This window comes from Kitasatospora sp. NPDC085895 (assembly GCF_040702125.1).
Taxonomy (GTDB): Bacteria; Actinomycetota; Actinomycetes; order Streptomycetales; family Streptomycetaceae; genus Kitasatospora; species Kitasatospora arboriphila.
In genome coordinates, this window is record NZ_JBFBJY010000032.1 from 1 (window position 1) to 21,473 (window position 21,473).

23 protein-coding genes are annotated in these 21,473 nt (G+C 72.7%); 8 read left to right on the forward strand and 15 right to left on the reverse strand.

Annotation, left to right across the window (positions count from 1 at the left end):
- Window positions 1–62 precede the first annotated feature (62 nt).
- Window positions 63–1,340, reverse strand: a complete 1,278-nt coding sequence (locus tag AB0442_RS20570) for a condensation domain-containing protein (protein WP_366164369.1) — start codon at window positions 1,338–1,340, stop codon at window positions 63–65.
- A 70-nt stretch (window positions 1,341–1,410) separates the two neighbouring features.
- Between AB0442_RS20570 and AB0442_RS20575 the strand changes: the two genes are divergently transcribed.
- On the forward strand, window positions 1,411–2,271 hold the full coding sequence (locus AB0442_RS20575; protein ID WP_366164370.1) for an alpha/beta hydrolase: 861 nt from the start codon (window positions 1,411–1,413) through the stop codon (window positions 2,269–2,271).
- A gap of 70 nt (window positions 2,272–2,341) precedes the next feature.
- Here AB0442_RS20575 and AB0442_RS20580 read toward each other — a convergent pair whose 3' ends face one another.
- From AB0442_RS20580 to AB0442_RS20625, 10 genes are all read right to left on the reverse strand, one after another.
- Window positions 2,342–3,109 (reverse strand): SAM-dependent chlorinase/fluorinase, encoded by a 768-nt coding sequence (locus AB0442_RS20580; protein WP_366164371.1) that lies wholly within the window; start codon window positions 3,107–3,109, stop codon window positions 2,342–2,344.
- Between the two features lie 29 nt (window positions 3,110–3,138).
- Complete coding sequence (gene ribA / locus AB0442_RS20585) at window positions 3,139–3,771, reverse strand: GTP cyclohydrolase II RibA (RefSeq protein ID WP_366164372.1); 633 nt, start codon at window positions 3,769–3,771, stop codon at window positions 3,139–3,141.
- Between the two features lie 72 nt (window positions 3,772–3,843).
- Complete coding sequence (locus tag AB0442_RS20590; RefSeq protein ID WP_366164373.1) at window positions 3,844–4,530, reverse strand: HAD family phosphatase; 687 nt, start codon at window positions 4,528–4,530, stop codon at window positions 3,844–3,846.
- The gene (locus tag AB0442_RS20595) at window positions 4,527–4,658 is read right to left on the reverse strand and encodes a hypothetical protein (RefSeq protein WP_366164374.1); all 132 of its coding nucleotides are present in this window, start codon (window positions 4,656–4,658) and stop codon (window positions 4,527–4,529) included. The genes AB0442_RS20590 and AB0442_RS20595 overlap by 4 nt, the downstream gene beginning before the upstream one ends.
- A complete protein-coding gene (locus tag AB0442_RS20600; protein WP_366164375.1) occupies window positions 4,658–5,695 on the reverse strand; it encodes a hypothetical protein in 1,038 nt (345 codons plus the stop codon). The genes AB0442_RS20595 and AB0442_RS20600 overlap by 1 nt, the downstream gene beginning before the upstream one ends.
- Window positions 5,676–7,427 carry a carbamoyltransferase N-terminal domain-containing protein gene (locus AB0442_RS20605; RefSeq protein WP_366164376.1) on the reverse strand — a complete coding sequence of 584 codons (1,752 nt, stop codon included), beginning with the start codon at window positions 7,425–7,427 and terminating at the stop codon, window positions 5,676–5,678. Before AB0442_RS20605 ends, AB0442_RS20600 begins: the two co-directional genes overlap by 20 nt.
- Before the next feature lie 205 nt (window positions 7,428–7,632).
- On the reverse strand, window positions 7,633–8,739 hold the full coding sequence (locus tag AB0442_RS20610; protein WP_366164377.1) for an ATP-grasp domain-containing protein: 1,107 nt from the start codon (window positions 8,737–8,739) through the stop codon (window positions 7,633–7,635).
- A gap of 46 nt (window positions 8,740–8,785) precedes the next feature.
- Window positions 8,786–9,613 (reverse strand): TauD/TfdA family dioxygenase, encoded by an 828-nt coding sequence (locus AB0442_RS20615; protein WP_366164378.1) that lies wholly within the window; start codon window positions 9,611–9,613, stop codon window positions 8,786–8,788.
- A 58-nt stretch (window positions 9,614–9,671) separates the two neighbouring features.
- The gene (locus AB0442_RS20620; RefSeq protein ID WP_366164379.1) at window positions 9,672–9,818 is read right to left on the reverse strand and encodes a hypothetical protein; all 147 of its coding nucleotides are present in this window, start codon (window positions 9,816–9,818) and stop codon (window positions 9,672–9,674) included.
- A gap of 86 nt (window positions 9,819–9,904) precedes the next feature.
- Window positions 9,905–10,252, reverse strand: coding sequence for a hypothetical protein (locus AB0442_RS20625; RefSeq protein ID WP_366164380.1), 348 nt, complete (start codon window positions 10,250–10,252; stop codon window positions 9,905–9,907).
- A gap of 149 nt (window positions 10,253–10,401) precedes the next feature.
- Here AB0442_RS20625 and AB0442_RS20630 point away from each other — a divergent pair, with 149 nt between their 5' ends.
- On the forward strand, window positions 10,402–11,397 hold the full coding sequence (locus AB0442_RS20630) for a LuxR C-terminal-related transcriptional regulator (RefSeq protein WP_366164381.1): 996 nt from the start codon (window positions 10,402–10,404) through the stop codon (window positions 11,395–11,397).
- A 343-nt stretch (window positions 11,398–11,740) separates the two neighbouring features.
- Here AB0442_RS20630 and AB0442_RS20635 read toward each other — a convergent pair whose 3' ends face one another.
- Complete coding sequence (locus tag AB0442_RS20635) at window positions 11,741–12,592, reverse strand: EamA family transporter (protein WP_366164382.1); 852 nt, start codon at window positions 12,590–12,592, stop codon at window positions 11,741–11,743.
- 117 nt (window positions 12,593–12,709) lie between these two features.
- Between AB0442_RS20635 and AB0442_RS20640 the strand changes: the two genes are divergently transcribed.
- Window positions 12,710–14,614, forward strand: coding sequence for an NAD-binding protein (locus AB0442_RS20640; RefSeq protein ID WP_366164383.1), 1,905 nt, complete (start codon window positions 12,710–12,712; stop codon window positions 14,612–14,614).
- A 73-nt stretch (window positions 14,615–14,687) separates the two neighbouring features.
- On the opposite strand, the gene AB0442_RS20645 is transcribed toward AB0442_RS20640, so the two are convergent.
- Window positions 14,688–14,897, reverse strand: coding sequence for an EF-hand domain-containing protein (locus AB0442_RS20645; RefSeq protein ID WP_344623649.1), 210 nt, complete (start codon window positions 14,895–14,897; stop codon window positions 14,688–14,690).
- A gap of 131 nt (window positions 14,898–15,028) precedes the next feature.
- Here AB0442_RS20645 and AB0442_RS20650 point away from each other — a divergent pair, with 131 nt between their 5' ends.
- Together AB0442_RS20650 and AB0442_RS20655 are read left to right on the forward strand one after the other, a co-directional pair.
- A complete protein-coding gene (locus tag AB0442_RS20650) occupies window positions 15,029–15,883 on the forward strand; it encodes a DNA-formamidopyrimidine glycosylase family protein (RefSeq protein WP_366164384.1) in 855 nt (284 codons plus the stop codon).
- Between the two features lie 64 nt (window positions 15,884–15,947).
- Window positions 15,948–16,862 (forward strand): 1-phosphofructokinase family hexose kinase, encoded by a 915-nt coding sequence (locus AB0442_RS20655; RefSeq protein WP_366164385.1) that lies wholly within the window; start codon window positions 15,948–15,950, stop codon window positions 16,860–16,862.
- A gap of 7 nt (window positions 16,863–16,869) precedes the next feature.
- Here the strand turns inward: AB0442_RS20655 and AB0442_RS20660 are convergent, their stop codons facing one another.
- Complete coding sequence (locus tag AB0442_RS20660) at window positions 16,870–17,865, reverse strand: LuxR C-terminal-related transcriptional regulator (RefSeq protein ID WP_366164437.1); 996 nt, start codon at window positions 17,863–17,865, stop codon at window positions 16,870–16,872.
- A 299-nt stretch (window positions 17,866–18,164) separates the two neighbouring features.
- On the opposite strand from AB0442_RS20660, the gene AB0442_RS20665 reads away from it, so the two are divergent.
- From AB0442_RS20665 to AB0442_RS20675, 3 genes are all read left to right on the forward strand, one after another.
- Window positions 18,165–18,488 (forward strand): hypothetical protein, encoded by a 324-nt coding sequence (locus AB0442_RS20665; RefSeq protein WP_366164386.1) that lies wholly within the window; start codon window positions 18,165–18,167, stop codon window positions 18,486–18,488.
- Between the two features lie 268 nt (window positions 18,489–18,756).
- Window positions 18,757–18,954, forward strand: coding sequence for a hypothetical protein (locus AB0442_RS20670; protein ID WP_359982929.1), 198 nt, complete (start codon window positions 18,757–18,759; stop codon window positions 18,952–18,954).
- 108 nt (window positions 18,955–19,062) lie between these two features.
- Window positions 19,063–19,731, forward strand: a complete 669-nt coding sequence (locus AB0442_RS20675) for a response regulator transcription factor (RefSeq protein WP_366164387.1) — start codon at window positions 19,063–19,065, stop codon at window positions 19,729–19,731.
- A gap of 238 nt (window positions 19,732–19,969) precedes the next feature.
- Here AB0442_RS20675 and AB0442_RS20680 read toward each other — a convergent pair whose 3' ends face one another.
- The gene (locus tag AB0442_RS20680) at window positions 19,970–21,457 is read right to left on the reverse strand and encodes a SagB family peptide dehydrogenase (protein WP_366164388.1); all 1,488 of its coding nucleotides are present in this window, start codon (window positions 21,455–21,457) and stop codon (window positions 19,970–19,972) included.
- Window positions 21,458–21,473: the final 16 nt, after the last annotated feature.

Here is a 21,473-nt window from a genome sequence, read left to right on the forward strand (position 1 = left end):
ACGGCGTGTGGCCCCCGTGGATTGGATCCACGGGGGCCACTCGCCGTACGGGGGTGGTTTGTTCACCGGTGGCCGGTGAGGGCGTGGACGACGGCGGCCATGACGCGTTCGGCGGTCGCGCCGTCGAACAGCAGCCGCCGGTAGACCAGGTCGATGAGCAGCCGGTTGCCGAGGTCGGTGACCCACAGGCTCATGTCGAAGAGGGCGTCGACGTGGTCCGGTCCGATCTCGCTGCCGGTCATGCCGGCCAGTCGTGGCGTCTGCCGGGTCTGGAAGGAGAGGAAGACCTGCGCCCGCTCGTGCGGGAACGGCGACGAGGAGGGGTCGGCAGCCTCGACGATCGAGGCGAAGGGGATCTCCTGGTGGTCGAGCAGCCAGGCGGCGCCCGACCGGACCTGCCGGACGAGCCCGGCGAAGTCGTCGGTCCGCGGCCCGGGCACCACGAGCGGCAGCACGTTGGTGAAGTTGCCGACGGTGTCCTCGAATCCGTCGATCGGGCGGCCCGCGCACGGCGTCATGAAGGACAGGTCCCCGTCGGCGCCCATGCGGCGGAACTCGGCGAGCAGGCCGGCGCCGGCCAGCACGAAGGGGCTCGCCCGCAGCTCCCGCATCCGCTGGCGCATGTCCCGGTGGCCGCCGGGGCCGACGACCGTGGTGAGCCGGCCGCCGTCGTTGGTCCGTTCCGAGGTGTCGAAGTCACGGGGGACGACCATCTCGGGGACGCCGTTCGGGAGGCGTTCCGTCCATGCCCGCAGGAGTGCCTCACCGCGGGCTCCGCCGACGAGGTCGCGCTGGTACGCCGCGAATTCGATCAGGGTTCCCTGCGGGAATTCCGGCTGCTTGTTCCGGAATGCCTCGGGATCCACATAGGCGGACACCAGGTCGGCCATCATCAATTCTGCCGATATTCCGTCGGAGACGATGTGGTCCGCAGACAGGGTGACGATGTGCGAGTTCTCGGAGTCGGTGAGGAGCTGCCCGCGCAGGAGTGCTCCGGAACTCAGGTCGAAACTCCGTTCGGTCTCCCGCTGCAGGTGTTCCCGCGCCTCCGCGGTGGGCGCCCCGTCGCTGCTCAGCGGCCGGCAGCGGACGATCTCCAGCGGGACGTCGACCTCCCCCTCGGGCAGCACGGACTGCTCCGGATCGCCGCCTTCGACCAGCCGGAACCGTGTGCGCAGGGCCGGATGGCGGTCGGACACGCAGCCGAGGGCGGCCCGGAGGCGTTCGACGTCCAGGTCGGCGCCCGTGAAGACATGGGAGAGCGAGAGCGTCATGGTGCGCCGGCGGTCGTCATTGTTGAGACCGAATCGGCGGAGCCGGCTCTCCATCCGGATCGTCACCGGGTGCCAGGTTGATTCGAGTTGATTCATTGTCTTTTCAGAGACCTTTCCCTGCCGGTATGATGAGGACATGGCAGAACAGTTTATTCAGAGTGGCGACGCCGTCATTTGGGCGGATATTTCCGGCGCCGGGGCGCCGATTCTTCTTTCGCACGGCGGCCCGGGCCTGTGCGACAACCTCGGCGGACTCGCCGGGATGCTGGACGGCATCCGGACGACCGTCCGCTACGACCAGCGGGGCTGCCACCGTTCGACGGCCGGCTCGGCCCCCTTGTCGGTCGCCGCCCTGATCGAGGACATGGAGACGATCCGGCGCAGCCTCGGTGTGGAGCGATGGGTCGTCGGTGGCCACTCGTGGGGCGCCAACCTCTCGCTCCTCTACGCGCTGGAGCACCCGGAGCGCACCGAGGCGCTGGTCTACCTCAGCGGCGGGGGGATCGACCCCAACCGCGTGGGGTCCTCGCTCGAACAGCGCAGGAGCCGCCTGACCGAAGCCGAGTGGGACGAGCTCCAGGCCGCGCTCGCCGACCCCGCGCCGGCCGGCTCCGAGGAGCACCGACAGAACCAGCTCACCGCCGCCCGGCTGTTCTGGCTCTCGGACTTCTCCGACCGCTCCGCGGCACCCGACTTCCGCACCGCGCCGCTGTTCCCCGTCCCCCGGGACGGCGCGGTCTTCAACGCCGTCATCACGGACTTCAAGGCCAGGGTGCGGGACGGGGGTCTCCCGGAGCGGATGGCCGAACTCGACGTTCCCGCACTGGTGCTGCGCGGCCAGGACGACCCCATCGATCCCGCCCTCGTCCGCGAGATCGCCGACCGGCTGCCCCGCAGCACCTACGTGGAACTCGAAGGGGTCGGCCACACCCCGTGGCTGGAGCGGCCCGAGCTGCTGGAGGAGGCCCTGCTCGGCTTCCTCGCGAAGCTGGGGTAGCGGTACGCCGACGCGGTTGCCGGCGGCAGTCGTCCTGCCGCCGGCAACCGCGTTCCCGACGCCGCGGGCGTCAGCCGAGCAGTTCGATCTCAAGGACGTCGCCGACCTCGGCACCGAGCTCGGGCAGCCCGTAGTGACGGACGCAGCCCAGCTCGAACATGCCGAGCGAGCTGCCCGGGAACAGCGACCAGGTGCCGGTGTCGAGACCGATCATCCGGTGCGCGTACACCGCCTCGACGCTGCGTCCCTTCACGGTCACCCGGTAGCGGGCGCCCTCCTCGGTGCTCGGCAGGCCGCCGGTGAACTTCATGCTGCCGAAGTTGTCGATGTGCGCGATCGTGCCGTCGGCCAGGTCGAGGCGCACGATCTCGGACTCGTCGAGCGGAGTGCCGAGGTCGCTCAGCGGGACGCCGAGCGCGGCCTGCGCGGCCAGCGGGGCGGTCACCGACCGGCCGGCGAAGGACACGAACTTCTTGCCCTCGCCGTAGTGGGCGGAGACGTCGTAGAGCTCGGCGCAGCCCAAGTCCCGGGTCAGCCAGTCGAAGATGCCGGTGTTGCGGCCGATGAAGACGAGGTCCTTCTTCAGGGTCCGGCCGATGATCGCCTTCGGACGCTCCTTCAGCGGGCCGAGCGTCGACAGCAGGACCGTCCCGTCCGGATAGCAGTCGGCCATCAGGCGCATGGCGAGGTTGCCGTTGATCGCGGAGAACGCGGGCAGGATCGGAACGAAGGGCTCGACGGAGACGTCGGCGTCGCCCACGGTGCTGATCAGCGTGCCGCGCAGCTCGTTCGCCGCGATGTCCACGCAGTCCGTGACGGTGACGATGTGGTTGGTCATTTTCTCTGTTCCTCGTTCGTGGCGGGTGGTCAGGCGGACTGGCGGGTCTTGCGGAGCGCGCCGGTGAAGGTGATGCGGTCCAGGTCGATCCGGTGGTTTCCCTGCTCGCGCTTGGTGAACAGGTAGTCCCGGGCCTTGACGTCGACCTCGTACTCCAGGGGCACGAGCTCGGTGGCCCTGATGCCGTGCCGCTCCAGCTCGCGGCGCTTGTTCGGGTTGTTCGAGATCAGCCGGGCCTCGCCGGTGATCCCCAGGTCGTCGAGTGCCTCCATCGCCGCCGTGTAGTCGCGCGGGTCGGGCTCGTGCCCGAGGCGGGCGAAGGCCTCGTACGTGTTGATGCCCTCGGTGCGCTGGAGCTCCATCGCCTCGGTCTTGCCGGCGATCCCCAGGCCGCGCCCCTCCTGGTACAGGTAGACGACGACGCCGTGGCCGTCCTTGCCGATCAGGTCGAGGGCGCTGGTGAGCTGCTGCTTGCAGTCGCAGTCGCTGGAGCCCAGGGCCTCGCCGAACAGGCAGGACGAGTGGATCCGCACCAGTGGCGGAGTGCCGGAGACGTCCTTCAGCCGCCCGATCGACAGGCAGGTGCCGGCCGAGGTCTCGTGGACGCTCACCTTGAGCGAGTGTTCGGCGATGTCCAGCACGGTGGACGCAACGATGGTCATTCTCTCTCCGAGACAGGTGTGCCACATGCGTGGGGTTGGGTCGGCAGCGCCCCCGGGGGCTGCCGGTTCGGTTCAGCGGACGAGCCGCTGCAGGAGTTCGAGATCGATCCGGTGCAGCGACGGCAGGACGGTGCGCCCGGGACCGTGCGCGATCGGCGCCACGGACGGCACCACGATCACCGGGCATCCGGCCGCCTCGGCCGCCAGGACACCGGTGATGGAGTCCTCCACGGCGACGCAGTGCCGCGGCTGCGCACCGAGGTCCGTGGCGGCGGCGACGTACGGATCCGGGCAGGGCTTGTTCCGCCGGACGTCGTCGCCCGAGACGGACACCGCGAAGCGGTCGCGCCCCAGGGCAGCCAGGACGAGGTCGGCGACGTCGCGCCGCGAGGCGGTGACGAGGGCGACCGGGATGCCGGAGTCGGCCAGCAGCGACAGGAGTTCCACGGCGCCCGGCATCAGAGGGATCTGCTCGTCCAGCCGGCGCAGGAACCGCTCGCCGATCAGTGCGGCGAGTTCGGACGGGCCGATGTCGACCCCGGTCGTGCGCAGCAGGTACTCGACGACCCGCTCCATCGGCCCGCCCGTCACGTGGCCGCGGGCCTTCTCGTCGAGCCGGTGGCCCCACTCGGCGAACAGGGCGACCTCGGTCTGCCACCAGAGGTCCTCGGTGTCCACCAAAGTGCCGTCCATGTCCACCAGGACGGCGCTGGGGACGCCGCGCAGCGCGGTGCGGACGCCGGCCGGGGCGCCCGTCACCACAGCGGATAGACGTTGCCCTGGTTGGCGCGGCGGTCGGCGGCGCCCCCACCGCCTGCGGCGGCGCCGGACGCGCGGGCGGTCAGTCCGGCGTGCAGGACCAGGATCCAGTCGAGCACTCTCAGCATCACAGTTCCTCCGTGATTCGTCGGGCGGCCTGTTCGTAGCCGTCGTCGGTCAGGTGGACGCGGTCGACGAAGGACCAGCCCTCGAACGACGCGGCCTCAAGGTCGAGGAAGCGCACGCCCAGACCGAGGCAGGCCGCCTCCATCGAGGCCGCGAACCAGGGCCACGAGGCGAGCGCGAAGTCACGCACCCGCTCCCACCGGGGGCCCTGCCGCCGGTCGTGCACGCCGAGCAGCTGCTGCTCCTGCGGCACCGCCGTGCGGGAGCGCGCCTCGGCGAACGGCTGGAGGCAGAACAGGACCTTCTCCGGGCCGGTCATCCGGACGAGCAGCGACAGGTCCCGGACCTGCCGGGCGAGCGCGCGGTCCCGCCGGTCCGCCAAGGTCGGCCCGTGCGGGGCGGGAGCGGCCGGGGAGGGCCGCCGGGCCTGCGCTCCACGCCCGAACGCGCTACGGAGCCGGTCAAGGGCGGCCCCGCCTCCCGGGCGCTCCCCGTTCAGCTGCTCCACCAGGTCGTGGACCGGAACGGAGCCGACTGCGGCCACCGCTTCCTCGAAGAACAGCGGACCGTAGACCTGGTCCGGGCCGGTGCTCTGCAGCTCCGCCACCAGGTTGTTGACGCCGCTGCAGAGCACCACGACTGGGGCCTGCGCCGCGAACGGCAGCACCGACGACAGTTCCTGGCCGGAGTTGCCCGCCCTGATGCCGAGGTTCAGCCACGGCTCGGACCTGCTGCGTGCCAGGTGCGCGGCGATGGTGGTCCCGTCGCCGCTCGCCCCGACCCCGAAGCTGAACGACCCCCCCAGCAGAATCCCGGCCAGTGCGGACGGGGCACTGGCGGTGTCCGTCCAGCCGCCGCGCCACGGGGTGCGGCGGAAGCCCTCGGCGTCGGTGCTGACGACCGTCCCCCGCGCGCCCCGCGGCGCGGAGAGCCCGACGTACGGGTGCACGTGGGGTTCCAGCGCGTCGTAGGCGCGCATCTGCGGGGCCAGCGCGTAGCGGGTGTGCAGGACGGCGGGATCAGTCCTTCGAAACGACATGGTTACCCATCACCAGCAGGTCGAGGCCGCTGCGCATGAAGGTCGACAGGGCGTCCTCGGGCGCCGCGACCATCGGCTCGCCCTTGAGGTTGAAGGAGGTGTTGAGCACCACGGGGGTGCCGGTGTGGGTGCCGACCTCGTCGACCAGGCGGGCCAGCAGCGGGCTGGAGTCCTCGTGGACGGTCTGCACGCGTGCGGTGCCGAAGTGGCTGGCCGCCGGCAGGACCTTCTCGCCCCGCTCGCTGACCGGCATCACCATGAGCATGAACCGTGCCGGGTCCTGTTCGACCGGGCCGTCGAACAGCTCTGCCGCGGCACGCTCGGCCACCGCCGGGGCGAACGGGCGGAACTGCTCGCGGAACTTCACCTTCTCGTTGATCAGGTGCTTCATCTCGACCCTGCGCGGGTCGGCGAGGATCGACCGGTTGCCCAGGGCCCGCGGGCCCCATTCGAACCGGCCCTGGAACCATCCGACGACCTTGCCCGCGGCGATCTGCTCGGCCACGGCGACGGGCAGCTTGTCGTCGTCGTAGACGGTGGATTCGACGCCCCACTGGCGGACGGCCTCGGCGATGGCGCCCTCGCCGTACTCCGCGCCCAGGTAGGCGTCACGGCCGACGTAGCGGCGGCGTCCGCCGAGGACCACGTTGTAGACGTGGAGAGCGGCACCGAGCGCGCCGCCCGAGTCGCCGGGGGCCGGAGGGATGTAGAGGTTCTCGAAGGGCGTCCGTTCCAGGACCGCGGTGTTGGCGAGGCCGTTCAGGGCGACGCCGCCGGCGAGGGCGAGGTTCTTCGACGGGTGTGCCCGGTGGGCGGCGTCCGCCATCGCCACCACGGCGTCCTCGCAGAGCCGCTGCACGCTCGCCGCCACGTCGGCGTAGAACCGGCTGTACCGTCCGGCCGAGCCCTCGGCGGCGGTGTTGAACGGAACGGCAGGGTCGCGGGGGTCGGAGCCGAGCAGCTCGATCAGCCGGGGCGAGAAGGAGCGGAGGCTGGAGCGGTGGAACTCGAAGTACCGCATGTCCAGCCGGATCGAGCCGTCGTCGCCGATCCGGCAGATCCGGCTGAGCTCGTCGACGTACCTGGCCTCCCCGTAGGCGGCCATGCCCATGACCTTGAACTCGCCCTCGTTCACCTCGAACCCGAGGTAGTCGGTCATGCTGGAGTAGAAGAGGCCGAGCGAGTGCGGGAACTCCAGGCCGTGGGTGATCCGCAGGGAGTTGCGGCCACCGTCGAAGTCGGAGCGTGCACTGCCGAAGGTCGCAGTGTTCCACTCGCCGACGCCGTCGATGGTCAGCACTGCCGCGTCCTGGAAGGGCGAGGCGAAGAAGGCGCTGGCGGCGTGCGATTCGTGGTGGTCGCAGAAGAGCACGGAGTCCGGCTTCACGCCGAGTTCCCGGACGATGGTGGAGCGGATCCACAGCCGCTCGGAGGCCCAGGAACGGAGGCTGCGGGCAGTGGTCGCGGCGCTGGCCGGCAGGGTAGCCGCGGCCGTCGCCAGGGTGCGCCCGAGCTTGGTCAACGGCCGCTCGTAGAAAGCGACGTGGTCGAGGTCCGCGGCCTTCATACCGGCCTGGCGCAGGCAGAACTCGATGGCCTTCGAGGGGAACGAGGCGTCGTGCTTGCGCCGGGTGAACCGTTCCTCCTCGGCGGCGGCGACGACCTGGCCGTCGACGACCAGCGCGGCGGCGGCGTCGTGGAAGTGGCACGAGATGCCGAGTACAGCTGTCATGACATCCTCCTCATGCGGCGGACGGTCGGCGGGGTGTGGGGCAGCGGCTTCCATCCGCTGCCGGCGGGCGAACCGGCGCTGTCGGCGGACAGCCGCAGCCGCTTCACCGACCGCGTCCTCGCGATCAGCCCGCAGGTCGCCAATGTTCCTGTGACCAGCACGAATGTGACGGCTACGCGTCGCACTGCACTCTCCTGTGTCGACTTCACTGTGTTGTCCGGCCGATGGGGACGGCGTTGTCGGCCATGGCAGTCAGGAGGTCGGGGTAGGACCACCCGATAGCCTCCGCCGCCATGCCGGCCAGGTTGGTCATGTGCTCTCGGCCCGGGCGGCCCGGACCGGTCATGTTGGGTTTGAGGTTGATGTCGAAGAGCCGGACACGGCCCTGCGCGTCCTGCCGGCAGTCGATGCGTATCGGAGCGGTGATCCCGATGCGGTGGGCGGCCTCCTCGCACGACCGCAGGGCTTCGCCCAGTGCGTGGGTGGTCCGGACGGGAGTGCTGTTCGACGAGACGGGCACCCGACCGCTGTAGGGAAGCACGCCGTCCTGGTGGCCGGTCCGGCCGATCGGCGGCAGTGCCCACGGCTTGGCCACCTGACCGGTGCCGTCCGGCGTGCGGTATCGGCCCGGGGGCATGACCGTGACGGTCCACTCGTCGCCGGGCAAGAACTCCTCGATCAGATAGCGGTTTCCGTAGCGGGAGACCGGTCGACCGTCCGGGGCGGTCGCACCGGACGCGGCCAGGGCCTCGATGTGCGCGACCGCCTCCGCGGCCGAGCCGACGACCAGGACGCCGTCGCTGCCGCGGCCGCGCAGCGGCTTGACCACGACCGGGAACGTCCAGTGCCCGTCCGTCAGCACGGATTCGACCGACCGCGCGGCCGAGCCGGCCGCCGGGCCGAGGTCCACCACTGACTGCCGCGGCACCGGCAGGCCGGCCTCCCGGCACATCAGGTGGCAGACGCGCTTGTCCTCGAAGCGCTCGACCGTCCGAAGCCCCTGGCCGACGACCTTCAGGTCGGTCCGTGCCGCGAACCCGGACAGCGGATGGGACCGGAAGAGGGTGGTGTTCGCCCAGACGACGCGGGCACCGGCTGCGACCGCGTCTGCGATACCGGCCGCTGCATCCGGATAGGCCCAGTCGCCGTCTTGGCCGGGTCGCGGACTGGAGCACGGGGTTACGACGGCGTGGCCGCGCCGGAGGAGTGCGTGGGCGATGTCCGCGGCGGAGTCGAGGTAGCCCTGCGGGTTCGCCGGCTTGACTGCGCCGTCCAGGACAGGGGGCGCGATCGCCTGGTGAATCACGGCCACCGGTTCGCCGACCACGGATGCGGGGGCGACAGAGCCCCACAGAAGTTCACCCCGCGAGGCGGACATCGCCCACCTGTCGCGTCGCCGTGAAACCGAACTCGAGCTGCTGGTCGCCGTTGCCCATGAAGTTCGCCCGCAGCATCCGTCGCCGCCCGGTGGTGGCGTCGAATGCCGTCCGGCCGTGCAGGATCGCGCAGTTGTCGATCAGCAGCACGTCGCCGCGGCGCAGGGTCGTCGTGAGCTGCAGGTCGGGGGTCGAGACGATGTCCGAGAGCACCCGGACGGCGTGCGCCGCGGCCCCGGTCGCGTGCGTGGTCGAGTGGTCGTCCTTGCGGAAGCAGATCCCCACCTGGCCGGCGACGCCCGAGAACGCGGCCTTGCGTGCGATCGCACCGTTGCGGGTGATCGTCAGGGCGTCCGGCTCATAGAGCGAGTCAAGGAGGTAACCTCCCTTTTCCAGAACGCGGTTGTGCGCGGTCGCGGCGCTCACCAGGATCGAGTCCCCGCCGGACGCTTCGGCGTACTCGCAGGCCAGAAGAACGATCCGGGGCGGGTCGTCGCTGTACGCACCGTCCGTGTGAGGTGGGTGCTCATCAGGCATGGTGCCCAGAAAACCCGGCGGATTGCCGGTCGGCTCGATCACCGAAATACCGTTCGGTTCAGAACGCTGGTGATGCCAGATCGTCCCCAGCGACTTCTCCAGCCCCAGGATCTCTTCCACCGTGGGCGGCTCCGGGAGCTCCAGGATCACCGCGCCGTAGGTGTTGAAGCGGTGTACGGCCTCCTGCGGCAGCCTGCTGCCCAGCCGGCCGACCCGGACCCGAAGGGCGGTGTCCGTCAGAGAGGAAGCGTCAAAAGCGACTGATCCACCCATGTTCTCGTTCTCCTCAACGTGATCGCGGCAGGGCCAGACGGGGCCGTACGGCCTCCAGTCACTGGCCCCAGGTCAGGTCCTCGGCCACAACGGCCGATGCCAGCCCCACCCGGGACCCGTCGGAATTCGAGAAATGGCCGGCAAGAAACACGGAAGCCGCAAGAAAGGTAAGGACTGCGGCGCGGATCATGCGGGGGGAGAACATCGTGGGCTCCTTCCTGATTTCCCTTTCGGCGCTTCTCTCGCTCCGAACGGGTCTTTCCTTCGGTGCCCATCACTATGGACCGCCGGCTAGAAGGGGTGGAAGGGATCCCGGCTGGCCGAATCCGTCCATGGCATAACGTGTCCACGGCCCGACGCGGCGATGAGAGGGACTTCCGATCGGACGAGCGACCACCCGCGCAGTGCGGGCACGGACTCGATTGCCCGCCGGCAGACCGCGGCGGCGGTCCGCTCGGCAGCGACCAGCGAGGACGCAAGGACGTAGAGGCCAAGAACCGGCCCGCCTGCAGCGTCCGCGTGGACGCTCACATGCTCGACCGCTTCGTCCGGTCCGGCACCACGCGCGACCAACTCGCCGATGTCGTCGGGGAACGTGGCGTGCGGTACCGGAAGAAATTTTGCATGAACGAGATACATGCCCCTCATACTGTCCGGCGGCAATCCTGTACACACCGACCCAAGCTGGACAATTTATGCAGTTGCATAAACCGGCCTCCCGCGTGACACTCCTGCCCGAGTATCTTTGACACGCGCACGCCTAAGCACACTGCACAGCCGGGGGACCAATGCTCGACTCGCTGGGACTGGATCTGTATACAGAGCGGGTATATCGGGCGATGCTCCTCCGTCCCGAGGCGGGCTTGGCCGCACTCGCCGGCATGTTGAACCTGTCGGAGCAGGACGTCCGGCTCTGCCTCGACCAGCTCAGTTCCCTGGCACTGGTCACCCCGTCCAGCGGTCCGGCGATCGGCTTCCGGGCGGTCAACCCCGAGCGGGGCATGGAGCTACTGCTCGCGCGCCAGCAGGCGGAGATCGCAGCGCAGCAGATGAAGCTGGAGGCTTCGCGCGCTGCCGCAGCGCAACTCATCGCCGAGTGCTCCACGGCCGGTCCGCTCGTTTCCGGGCCCGACAGCGAGCACCTGAATGGTCCGGAGGCCATTCGGGACCGACTGGCGGATCTCGGCCGTACGGTGAAGGAAGAGGTGATGACCTTCGCGCCCGGGGGCGCGCACACGGCGGAAGACCTCGCCGCGAGCAGGGAGCCGAACAGCGCGCTGATCCGCCGCGGTGTGCTGATGCGCACCGTCTACCTGGACAGCGTCCGGAACCACCAGCCCACCCGGGACCACGTGAACTGGCTCCACTCCCTGGGAGCGCAGGTCCGGACGACAGTCACCCTTCCGGTCCGGATGATCATCCTTGACCGATGTCAGGCTGTGCTGCCCAACGACACCGCGGACGCGAGCGTGGGTGCGGTGGTCCTGCATGGGCAAGGCATCGTGGCGGCGCTCTGTGCGTTGTTCGAAAGCGTATGGGCCGCAGCCACCCCGCTCGGGTCATCGCCCTCAGCCGTCCAGGAGCCGTTGCCACCCCAAGAACGCGAGGTCTTGCGCCTTCTCGCCCAGGGGTTGACGGACGAAGCCATCGCCAACCGGCTGGGTGTCTCGCCGCGTACCGCCCGTCGCATCGCTGCCGACCTCATGACCCGCCTCGAAGCCCGCAGCCGCTTCGAAGCCGGCGTTCATGCCGTCCAGAACGGATGGCTGCCCGCTTCCCGGTGACGCCGGCAGCGGATGCCGGGCAGGATCTCCGGACGCCACTGCTCCCCGCCCGAGTACGCGCAGCCTGAGGCGCTGGTCTCACCGTACGTACGCCTACTCGGGCGCCACCACCATGCCACCACGCCGCCGAGCAGGCGGGGCCCGAGGTGACGCCGGATCAGCCGGCCCCGCACCACCGAGCAGGGTGCTGCCCCAGCAGGACGACCACGCCGAGCCGCACCTGGTTGTGCCTGGGAGGGTTCCTCCGCGCGGCTGGGCGCCCACAGCGGGTACCTGCGCCGGGCGACCGACTTCAAGGAGCCAGGTGCCGGGCCGCAGGCCGACCCTCGTACGTCTGACCGAACTAGGCCGGGGCGAGTTGGAGGACGGCGATGCCTGCCACCACCACCGCCCCGGCGGCCATCCGGGCCACCCCGAGCCGCTCCCGGAAGACCAGGGCGCCGATCACCGCGGCGATCACGATGCTGGTCTCCCGCAGTGCGGCGATCGTCGCCAGGTCGCCGTGCGCCTGGGCCCACACCACCAGCCCGTACGCGGCGAGGGAGAGCACCCCGCCGGTGACGCCCTGCACCCAGCCGGGGCCGGGCTCGCAGAACAGCGAGGGGCCGCGCAGCAGCACGGCGGTGAGCAGCATGCCGGCGCCCTGCAGGACGAACAGCCAGGCGATGTAGCCGAGCACGGTGGTGGAGGTCCGCACGCCCGTCCCGTCGACCACGGTGTACCCGGCGATCATCGCGCCGGTGCCCAGGGCCGCGGCCACCGCGGGCAGTTGGGCGCGGCCGGGTACGCCGTCGGCCAGCGCCAACCCGGCCAGTCCTGCGGAGATCACCAGGATGCCGGCCCACTGGCCGGTGCCGAGCGGGCGGCCGAGCACCAGCACCGAGAGGGCGGCCACCAGCCAGGGTGCGGTGCCGCGGGCGAGCGGGTACATCTGCCCGAAGTCGCCCAGCCGGTAGGCTTGCAGGAGCAGCAGTTGGTAGAGCACCTGGAGCACCGCGGAGGCGGCCAGGTAGGGCCAGGCGCGGGCGTCGGGCAGCGGGGCGAGGCAGGCGAGCAGGACGCCGCCGCCGAGGAAGGCCGCGTTGATGAGGGCGAAGCCGACCACCTTGTCGGGGAGGGCGTGGGCCAGGGCGTTCCACACCGCGTGGAGTGCGGCCGCCACCAGTACGACCACCGGCACCATTGTTGCGTCCATGCCCGCTCCCGTCCCCGTCGCAGACGTCCGAGGGTACCAACCTGTGCGAACGTGACGAATCATCAGCGCGGCTGCGGGAAGATCGCGTTACGGTCACGGTCCTGCCAGGATGGCGGCATGTCCACCACCACCGGGCCCGTTCCCGCCCTGCCCGCGCAGCCCGCCCCGGCGGACGGCGGCGCCGACCCGGCCGGCCGGCCCGCACCGGCCCAAGGGCCTGCCGAGGCCGAGCGGCCCGCCGCGGTCGAACGGCCGGACGAGGGCGGGCACATGATCGTCTGCGGTCAGGACACCCTCGCCCTCCGGCTCGCCGTCGAACTCACCACGCTGTACGGCCGCCGGGTCACCGTGGTGGTGCGCTCCCTCCGGGAGGGCCAGAGCCCGCAGATCGCCGCGCTGGCCGAAGAACGGCGGCTGCCCGTCCGGGTGGTGGAGGCCGCCGAGCCGAGCACCGCGGTGCTCGCCGAGGCCGGCATCCGGGAGGCCGCCGCGCTGGCGCTGACCGGCTCCGACGACCAGGCCAACGTGCAGGCCGCGCTGCGGGCCCGCCGGCTCAACCCCGGGGTCCGGCTGGTGCTGCGGGTCTACAACCGGCGGCTCGGCCGCCGGGTCGGCCAGCTGCTCGACCGGGCCGCCGCAGCCCGGACGCCGAACGGCGGGCCCGCAGCCGAGGCCTCCACCACCGTGCTGTCCACCTCGGCGACCGCCGCGCCCGCCCTCGTCTCCGCCGCCGTCTCCGGCCATCCGGCCGTGGTGCACGTCGACGGCCGGCTGCTGCGGGCCGCCGAACTGCCCCCGGACACCCCGGCCGCCGGCACCGAACTGGCCACCCTCGCCCTCCTCCCCGGCGGCCGGGGCCGCTCCCCCGTGCTGCTGCCCGGCCCGGGCGCGGCGCCGCCTCCGGAGGGCCGTCGGCTCGTCCTGGAACTCCTCGGACACCCCGAGGAACGGCGGCCGCGCCGCCGCCTGCCGGGCCTGTCCGGCCTGCCGGTCGCCGCGCTGTTCTCCCGTCGGCTGCGGCTCGCGCTGGGCTCGCTGACCGCCCTGCTCGCCCTGTTCGCCGGCCTCACCTCGGCCCTCACCGGGGAGAACCCGGTGCACACCGCCTACCTCGCGGTGCTGGACGTGATCGCGATCGCCGACCCGGCCACCGCCGACACCCCCGCCCGCAAGGTGCTGCAGATCCTCACCGCGCTCAGCGGCCTGCTGCTGATGCCGCTGCTCACCGCCCTCGCCCTGGAGGCGCTCGGCACCTTCCGGGCCGCCTCGGCGCTGCGCCGCCCGCCGCGCGGGATCTCCAACCACGTGGTGCTGCTCGGCCTCGGCCGGGTCGGCAGCCGGGTGCTGGACCGGCTGCGCGAGCTGGACCTGCCGGTGGTCTGCGTGGAGAGCGACCCGACGGCCCGCGGGGTCGCCCGGGCCCGCGCCTACGGGGTGCCGGTGGTACTGGGCGACGCCACCCAGGAGGGGGTGCTGGAGGCGGCCCGGGTGGGCCGGGCCCGCGCGATGCTCGCGCTCACCAGCAACGACTCCACCAACCTGGAGGCGGCGCTGTCGGCCCGCGAGTGCAATCCCGAGGTGCGGGTGGTGATGGGCCTGTTCGACGACGACTTCGCCGCCGACGTGTACCGGGCGCTGCGCGACTCGTACCCGTCGGCGGAGACCCGCAGCCACAGCGTCTCGTTCCTGTCGGCGCCGGCCTTCGCCTCCGCGATGATGGGGCGGCAGGTGCTGGGCGCGTTCGCGGTCGGCCGGCAGGTGCTGCTGCTCGCGGCGGTGGACGTCGGCGGCCATCCGGAGCTCGCCGGGCGGACGGTCGCCGCGGCGCACTGCCCCGGGCACTGGCAGGTGCTCGCCCTGGACGTCGCCGAGCCGGAGCGGCGCGCCCGGGACCTCGGCCTCGCCTACCGGGCCCGACCGGAGCTGCGCTGGAACCCGCCCGCGGAGCACCTGCTCGACGCGGGCGACCTGGTGGTGGTCGCGGCCACCCGGGAGGGCCTCGGCCGGCTGCTGCGCCACTGACCCGGACGCGGGGACGCCGCGGGCCCGGCCGCACCGGGGGCGTCCCCGCGCGGCCGGGCCCGTCGGCCGGGCGTCAGCCCTTCTGGATCGCCCAGAACTCGTCCCAGTTCAGCAGGCCGTCCTTGCTGGTGTCGGCCTTGGCGATGACCGCCTGGGCCACCGGCACGGTCACGTAGGGGTCGCCCATCTCGGCCATGACCTTGGAGTACTCCTCCGGCGAGATGAACCCGTCCCCGTTGATGTCGAACCGGCTGAAACTCGCCTTGGCCTTGTCGATGTCCATCTCGGCAGGTGCTCCTTCTGGGTGATGCGATGACGCCCGTACGATACCGGCGCCCGGTGGCCGCGAGGAGCCCCACCACCCCTGCGGGCGATCCGATGGCCGCCCGGGCCGGGCCCGGCCAGACTGGGGAGGTGCCCGAACTACCGGAGGTGCAGGCGCTGGCCGAGCGCATGACCGAGGCCTGCGCGGGCCGCTCGCTGGCCCGCGTCGAGGTCCTGTCGGTGCAGGTGCTGAAGACCTTCGACCCGCCCCCGCAGGCACTGCAGGACCGGCCGGTCGCCGGGGTCGGGCGGCACGGCAAGTTCCTCGACCTCGCCACCGACGGCGGCCCGCACCTGGTGCTGCACCTCGCCCGGGCCGGCTGGGTGCACCGGCGGGCGTCCTTCCCCGCGAAGCCGCCCGGCCGGCGCGGACCGCTGGCCCTGCGGCTGGTCCTCGACGACGGCTCCGGCTTCGACGTCACCGAGCAGGGCACCACCAAGCGGCTGGCCGCGTACGTGGTCGCCGACCCGGCCCGGGTGTCCGGCATCGCCCGGCTCGGCCCGGACGCGCTCGCCGTCACCGAGGAGCGGCTCGCGGGGCTCGCCGCCGGCGCCCGGCAGCGGCTGAAGACCTTCCTCACCGACCAGGCCGTGATCGCCGGGGTCGGCAACGCCTACTCGGACGAGATCGCGCACCGGGCGAAGCTCTCGCCGTACGCGAGGGCGGCCACCCTCACGCCCGAGCAGCTGACCGCCCTGCACGGGGCCCTGCACGCGGTGCTCGGCGAGGCGCTGGAGCACGCCAGGGCGGTGCCCGCGGACGGCCTGAAGGCGGAGAAGAAGGCCGGGCTCGCGGTGCACGGCCGCGAGGGCGAGCGCTGCCCGGTCTGCGGGGACACCGTGCGGTCCGTCAACTTCGCCGACTCCTCGCTGCAGTACTGCCCGACCTGCCAGACCGGCGGACGGACGCTCGCCGACCGCAGACTCTCCCGCCTGCTCAAGTAGTGTGCTTGAATCTGCTCGATCAGAGTCGATTGCAAACATCTTTGCGCAGAGTGGGGGATCGACCGTGCTGCTGGTGGTCACACCGAACCCGGCCCTGGACGTGACGTACACCGTGCCGGCGCTGCGCCCGCACACCACCCACCGGGTCGGCGCGGTCGCCGCGCAGGCCGGCGGCAAGGGCGTCAACACCGTCCGGGTGCTCACCGCACTCGGCCACCGGGCGCTCTGCGTGCTGCCGCTCGGCGGCCCGACGGGCACCGCCGTCGCCGCCGACCTGACCGCCGCCGGACTGCCCCACCGCGCCGTGCCGGTCGCCGGGGACACCCGGCGCACCGTCGCCGTCGCGGACGGCGACGACGCCACCCTCTTCAACGAGCCCGGGCCGCGGATCTCCCCGGCCGAGTGGCGACGGCTGGCCGCCGAGGTCACTGCCGCGCTCCCCGCCGCCGGCGTGCTGGTGCTCTCCGGCAGCCTGCCGCCCGGCGCCCCCGGGGACGGCTACCGCGAACTCGTCGCCCTCGCCCGGGACCACGGGGTGCCGACCGTCCTGGACGCCGACGGGCCCGCGCTCACCGCGGCGCTCCCCGCCGGGCCGACCGCCGTCAAACCCAACGCCGCCGAACTGCTCGCCGCCACCGGCCGCACCGACGTCCCCGCGGCCGCGGCCGAACTCCACCGCCGCGGAGCCGGCGCCGTGGTCGCCTCGCTCGGCCCCGAGGGCCTGTACGCACTGACCGGCGAAGGAGCCTGGCGGTGCGCGCCGCCCGAGGCCGTGGCCGGCAACCCCACCGGCGCCGGCGACGCCGTGGTCGCCGCACTCGCGGTCGGACTGCTCACCGGAACACCCTGGCCCGCCGTGCTCGCGGAGGCCGTCGCCCTCTCCGCCGCCACCGTGCTCGCCCCACGCGCCGGCCACTTCGACCGGGCCGCGCACCTGCGCCTCCGGGAGACCACCACCGCCACGGCGGTGCCCGCCTGACGGGCGGTCAGCGGGAGCCGGCCTCGCCCAGCCAGCCCAGCGCGGCGACCTGGATGCCCGCCTGGAAACGGCTGCGGGCGTCCATCCGCACCATCAGGTCGGCCATCATCCGCCGCACCGTCCGCAGCGAGACGCCGAGCCGCTGCCCGGCCCGCTCGTCGGTCAGCCCCTCCGCGAGCAGCCGCAGCAGTTCGCGCTCCTGCGCGGTCAGCCCGTGCGAGTCGCGCTGGACGCTCTCGCCCAGCGGCCGGGCCTGCTCCCAGACCTGTTCGAACAGGGCCCGCAGCGCCGCGATCACCCCGGGGCTGCGCAGCAGCACGGCACCCTTGCGGGCGTCCTCCGGGTCGATCGGCACGATCGCGGTCGCGTTGTCGACCAGGATCATCCGCAGCGGCAGCGTGGGCACCGTGCGGACGGCCCCGCCGAGTCCGTGCAGCCAGCGCGCGTAGTGCACGGTGGCCGGGTCGTTGCGGACGCTGTCCTGGTAGACGGTGCGCATCCGGACACCGCGCTGCAGGGTCTCCTGGTCGAGGACCCGGCTGGCCTCCATCACCTGCGGCGGCTGCGGCCCGCCCGGCGCGAACGACAGCACCTCGGCGGCGGCGTCGGAGGCGAGTTGGACGAGGCGGTCGCGCACCTCGTCGAGACTGCTGATGAGCTCGATGCCCGGCTGGTTCGCCGGCGCGTGGACGCTGGCGTACTCGGCGATCAGGCCGGCCATCGCGGCCCTGCTGCGTTCGATCTCCTGCTGGCGGCGGGCGGCCTCGGCCTCCTGCCGGGCGAGTAAGGTCGCCAGCCCCAGCTCCGGATTGACGGCCCGCCAGCGGTCGCTGGCGCCGGTGGGCCTGGTGAGCGCCAGGTCGGCGAGCCGGTCGAGCGCGGCCCGCACCTCGGACTCGGCGCACTCCAGCCGCTCCGCGATGCCGCGGGTGTCGAGCTCCGGGTGCAGGAGCATCGTTCTGTAGACGGCTTCGCCGAACGGATCGAGGCCGATCGGCGCCACCCCGCTCAACAGCCCGCCACCACAAGTGCGAACACCATCACACCCTCCCCCGAGCGGGTCGACCGGCGGATCCGACAGGGCGCGAGCATATCGTCACCGGCTCGAACACAGAACACTCTTGCGGGCAATCCCGACGGTCCGATGGATGAACTGTGAACGGACGCGGACCCCCGTCGCGCGTTCTCCACGGTAGCGCCGCCACCGGGGCCGCCGACCGGCGGTGGCATGTTGCTGCCATGCGGAGATCTGACACCGGCCGTCGCAGCCAAAGGTGTTGTGCATCCGTCAGGCTGGACGACGTGTATGCGATCCGCGTCCACCTGGCGGCGCGGAGCGGCCGGCCGCTCCGCGCACCGGTGGAAGCCGCCGTGCGGGCCGGGCTGGAGCGCGCGCTCCGGGGCCCCGCCCGGCTCAGCCACGCGCGCATCCGGCAGTCCGCCGACACCCTGGACGCGGTCGTCTTCGTCGACGCCGGATCACTGCTGGAGGCCGAGGACCGGCTGCGCGACGCCTGCCGTGAACTCCTCGCCGAGGACGGCGGACTGAACGGCTGGGAACTGCGCTGCTGCGAGGCCGACCCGTGGATCGCGCTCGGCCTGCACGCCCTGCCCAGCCGCCCCTGACCGGCGGCCCCACCGCCGCGGGCGCCGCCGCCCCCGCGACCCGGCGAGCTGGCCTCAGGGTGTCACGGCACTGTGGTGCCAGCTCCGGCTGCTGACACGGACCGGCCGGAGCGGCCACTCTCATGGTGTCGGCGGAACGACGGACCGCGACCGGGACAGCAGCCCCCACCGGGGCCCGGAACGGACCACCCGTCACTCCGCCCCTGACGCCACCGCACCCCGGAAGCAGCCCGGGGTACAGCCGAACGCGAGAGGATCGGGCATCCCCATGACGCAGAAGGTCCGTTTCATCACGATTGTCGCCCTGGGTCTCGGCGTGCTCACCGGCGTGGCCACCACCGCGCAGACCGGCGGCACCGGCACCGCCTACCGCGCCGACGGCGACACCACCCCTGCGCCCACCTCCACCGGCACCCCGCTCCCCCCGCTGCCCACCGGCCACCAGGACACCTGGGGCTGGGGCTGAACCGAACCCCGGCACCGCCCGCGACCGCCCCGCACCGGCGCCGGCCCCGCGACCCGGCCGGCCGGCCCCACCCGCAGACCGAGACGACGACGCCCACGAGGTAGCCGGATGACCACCGTCCTGGAAAGCCCGCTCCACCCGGCGGCCCCCACCGCCCACGGCGCCACCGCCGCCGTCCGCGTCCTCCTCGCCGACGGACACCACCTGTTCCGCAGCGGGCTCGGCGCCCTGCTCGACCGGGAGAGCGACCTCGCCGTGGTCGCCGAATCCCCCACCGCCGAGGAGGCCGCCGCCGAAGCCGCCCGCACCAGGCCCGCCGTCGCCGTCCTCGACCCCGACCTGCCCGGCCCCGGCGGCCCCGCCGCCGCCGCCCTCATCCGCGACCGGGCACCGGCCACCGCCCTGCTCCTGCTCACCACCCAGGCCCGCACCGCCGACCTGCAGCGCGCGGTCGCCGACGGGGTCGCCGGAGTCCTGCTCAAGGACGTGCCGCCCGCCGCACTGATCGCCGCCGTACGGGAACTCGCCCGCGGCGGACGGGTCTACGACCCCCGGCTGGTCGTCGACGCCGTCCGCGGCGACGCCTCCCCGCTCACCCCCCGGGAGGTCACCGTGCTCGGCCACGTCGCCGACGGCTCCACCATCCACGAGGTCGCCGCCGCCCTCTCCCTCTCCCCCGGCACCGTCCGCAACTACGTCTCGGCCGCCATCGCCAAGACCCGCGCCCGCAATCGCTGCGACGCCATCCGCATCGCCCGCGAACGCGGCTGGCTCTGACAGCCACCTGCCGTGGGGGCAACTGCCTAGGGGCGCGTGGGGGGCACCTCCCGGCCGAAGGCTGGGGAGAACTGCGCAACCCGGGCTGCGGGCCAACCAAACAGGGGCGCGGGGAACTGCGCAATTCGGATGTGGTCCACCTGCCAGAATCGCGTCGGCCCGAAAATGGGCCGGCCCGACTCGACAGGTACACCTTCTCCGGATTGCGCAGTTCCCCGCGCCCCTGTTGGGCTCGGCCCTACCCCCTTGCCTCGGCGACCATGTCGGCGAAGCCGTGGGCGGTGCGGGGGACGTCGGACGGGCGGCTGCCGATGAGGAATTCACCGACGGAGGACTCCGCCGTCCAGTCCAGGCCGAGCGCGCGGGCGGCCGCGTCGGTGTCACCCGAGCCGAGGCCGCAGGGGGCCAGCCCCATGGCCGTCGCCACCAGGTACAGCGTCTGGTAGACCACGCCGACGTGCTTGAGCGTCAACGCGTACGCGATCTGGCTGTACTTCCAGGAGAGCCGGCCGAACCGCGAGGTCACCGTCAGGAGCACCTGCGGGTCGACGCTGCAGCCGGTCGCCCGCCAGGCCGCCGTCATCAGCTCACGGAAGGCGGTCTCGTCCCCGGGCCCGGAGAAGGGCCGCGGGCGGAGCCGGTGTGCGGCCGCGTCGTACCGGTAGACGCCGGGCACCAGCCCCTCGCAGCGGACGACCGAGAGGTAGACCTCGAGTTCGCCGGTGGCGCCGCCGGCCGGGTAGGGCCGGTCGACGATGTCGTAGCCGTGCGGGTCGGCCGGGTCGCCGGGGATCACCCGTCGGACCCGGGCCACCCGGTAGAGCAGTTCGCCGAGTTGGTCGAGGGTGACGGGCCGCTCGGCGTAGGTGCGCACCGAGCGGCGGCCCTCCAGGACTTCGGAGAGGGCCGGGTCGCGGGCGAGCACCTCGTCCCAGTCGGGGACGGGCAGGTCGATGCCGGCGCCTTCCTCGCGCGGGCCGGTGCCGGGGATCGCCGGCAGCTGGGCGACCTCGGGGTGGGCGAAGACGCCGCCGCTCGGGTAGTCGTGGCGGCCCGGGCGGCTGCGGGCGTGGAAGAGCAGGTCGTGGAAGTCCCAGAGCGGGGGTTCGCCCTGGGCGGTGTCGTCGAGGAAGCCGGCGCCGGCGAGCAGTCCGGCGAGGATGCGTCCGGCGGCCGGGGCGAGGCCGGCCAGCAGGGCGGCCTCGTCCACCGAGCGGGAGGCGGTGACCGCTGCGACGAAGGCGCCCGCGGCCGGCCGGTGCAGGGTGAGCCGGAACGGCGCCATGGGCGATTCGAGGACGCAGGCCCCGGCGTGCTCCTCGGGCAGCCGTCGCAGGTAGGCGAAGCGGGAGAGCACCGCGGTGTCGGCGGACCGGCCGAGGCCGGGCAGGCCGGCCGAGCGGGCGATCGGGACGGCGGTGGCCAGCGGCACGCCGAGCGGGTCGGCGAGGGTGGTGGTGACCAGGTACGGGAAGCGCCGCAGCAGGTGCAGCAGCCTGCCGCCGGCGGGGAGTTCGTCGAGGTCGACCTCGGTGCGGGTGAGTTCGGCGAGCCGGTCGACGGTGTCGGCGCCGAGGGCGTGGACCCTCTGGCGGCCCCAGGGGTGGCTGAGTTCGAGGTCGTCGCCCTGGGCGGTGACGACGACCTCGGGGCGCAGCCGCAGCAGGGTGCGCAGGGGGCCGCCGCCGGCCGCGAGGTCGGGCGGGAGCTGTTCGGTCACGGTCATGCGGAGTTCCTCCTCC

Bases quoted from the DNA above. Each gene is read 5' to 3' on its own strand.
- AB0442_RS20600 (WP_366164375.1), bottom strand. From the start codon at position 5,695: ATGTCGTTTCGAAGGACTGATCCCGCCGTCCTGCACACCCGCTACGCG.
- AB0442_RS20575 (WP_366164370.1), top strand. From the start codon at position 1,411: ATGGCAGAACAGTTTATTCAGAGTGGCGACGCCGTCATTTGGGCGGAT.
- AB0442_RS20580 (WP_366164371.1), bottom strand. From the start codon at position 3,109: ATGACCAACCACATCGTCACCGTCACGGACTGCGTGGACATCGCGGCG.
- ribA (WP_366164372.1), bottom strand. From the start codon at position 3,771: ATGACCATCGTTGCGTCCACCGTGCTGGACATCGCCGAACACTCGCTC.
- AB0442_RS20620 (WP_366164379.1), bottom strand. From the start codon at position 9,818: ATGTTCTCCCCCCGCATGATCCGCGCCGCAGTCCTTACCTTTCTTGCG.
- AB0442_RS20595 (WP_366164374.1), bottom strand. From the start codon at position 4,658: ATGCTGAGAGTGCTCGACTGGATCCTGGTCCTGCACGCCGGACTGACC.
- AB0442_RS20675 (WP_366164387.1), top strand. From the start codon at position 19,063: ATGACCACCGTCCTGGAAAGCCCGCTCCACCCGGCGGCCCCCACCGCC.
- AB0442_RS20630 (WP_366164381.1), top strand. From the start codon at position 10,402: ATGCTCGACTCGCTGGGACTGGATCTGTATACAGAGCGGGTATATCGG.
- AB0442_RS20670 (WP_359982929.1), top strand. From the start codon at position 18,757: ATGACGCAGAAGGTCCGTTTCATCACGATTGTCGCCCTGGGTCTCGGC.
- AB0442_RS20635 (WP_366164382.1), bottom strand. From the start codon at position 12,592: ATGGACGCAACAATGGTGCCGGTGGTCGTACTGGTGGCGGCCGCACTC.
- AB0442_RS20680 (WP_366164388.1), bottom strand. From the start codon at position 21,457: ATGACCGTGACCGAACAGCTCCCGCCCGACCTCGCGGCCGGCGGCGGC.
- AB0442_RS20625 (WP_366164380.1), bottom strand. From the start codon at position 10,252: ATGTATCTCGTTCATGCAAAATTTCTTCCGGTACCGCACGCCACGTTC.
- AB0442_RS20605 (WP_366164376.1), bottom strand. From the start codon at position 7,427: ATGACAGCTGTACTCGGCATCTCGTGCCACTTCCACGACGCCGCCGCC.
- AB0442_RS20640 (WP_366164383.1), top strand. From the start codon at position 12,710: ATGTCCACCACCACCGGGCCCGTTCCCGCCCTGCCCGCGCAGCCCGCC.
- AB0442_RS20645 (WP_344623649.1), bottom strand. From the start codon at position 14,897: ATGGACATCGACAAGGCCAAGGCGAGTTTCAGCCGGTTCGACATCAAC.
- AB0442_RS20615 (WP_366164378.1), bottom strand. From the start codon at position 9,613: ATGGGTGGATCAGTCGCTTTTGACGCTTCCTCTCTGACGGACACCGCC.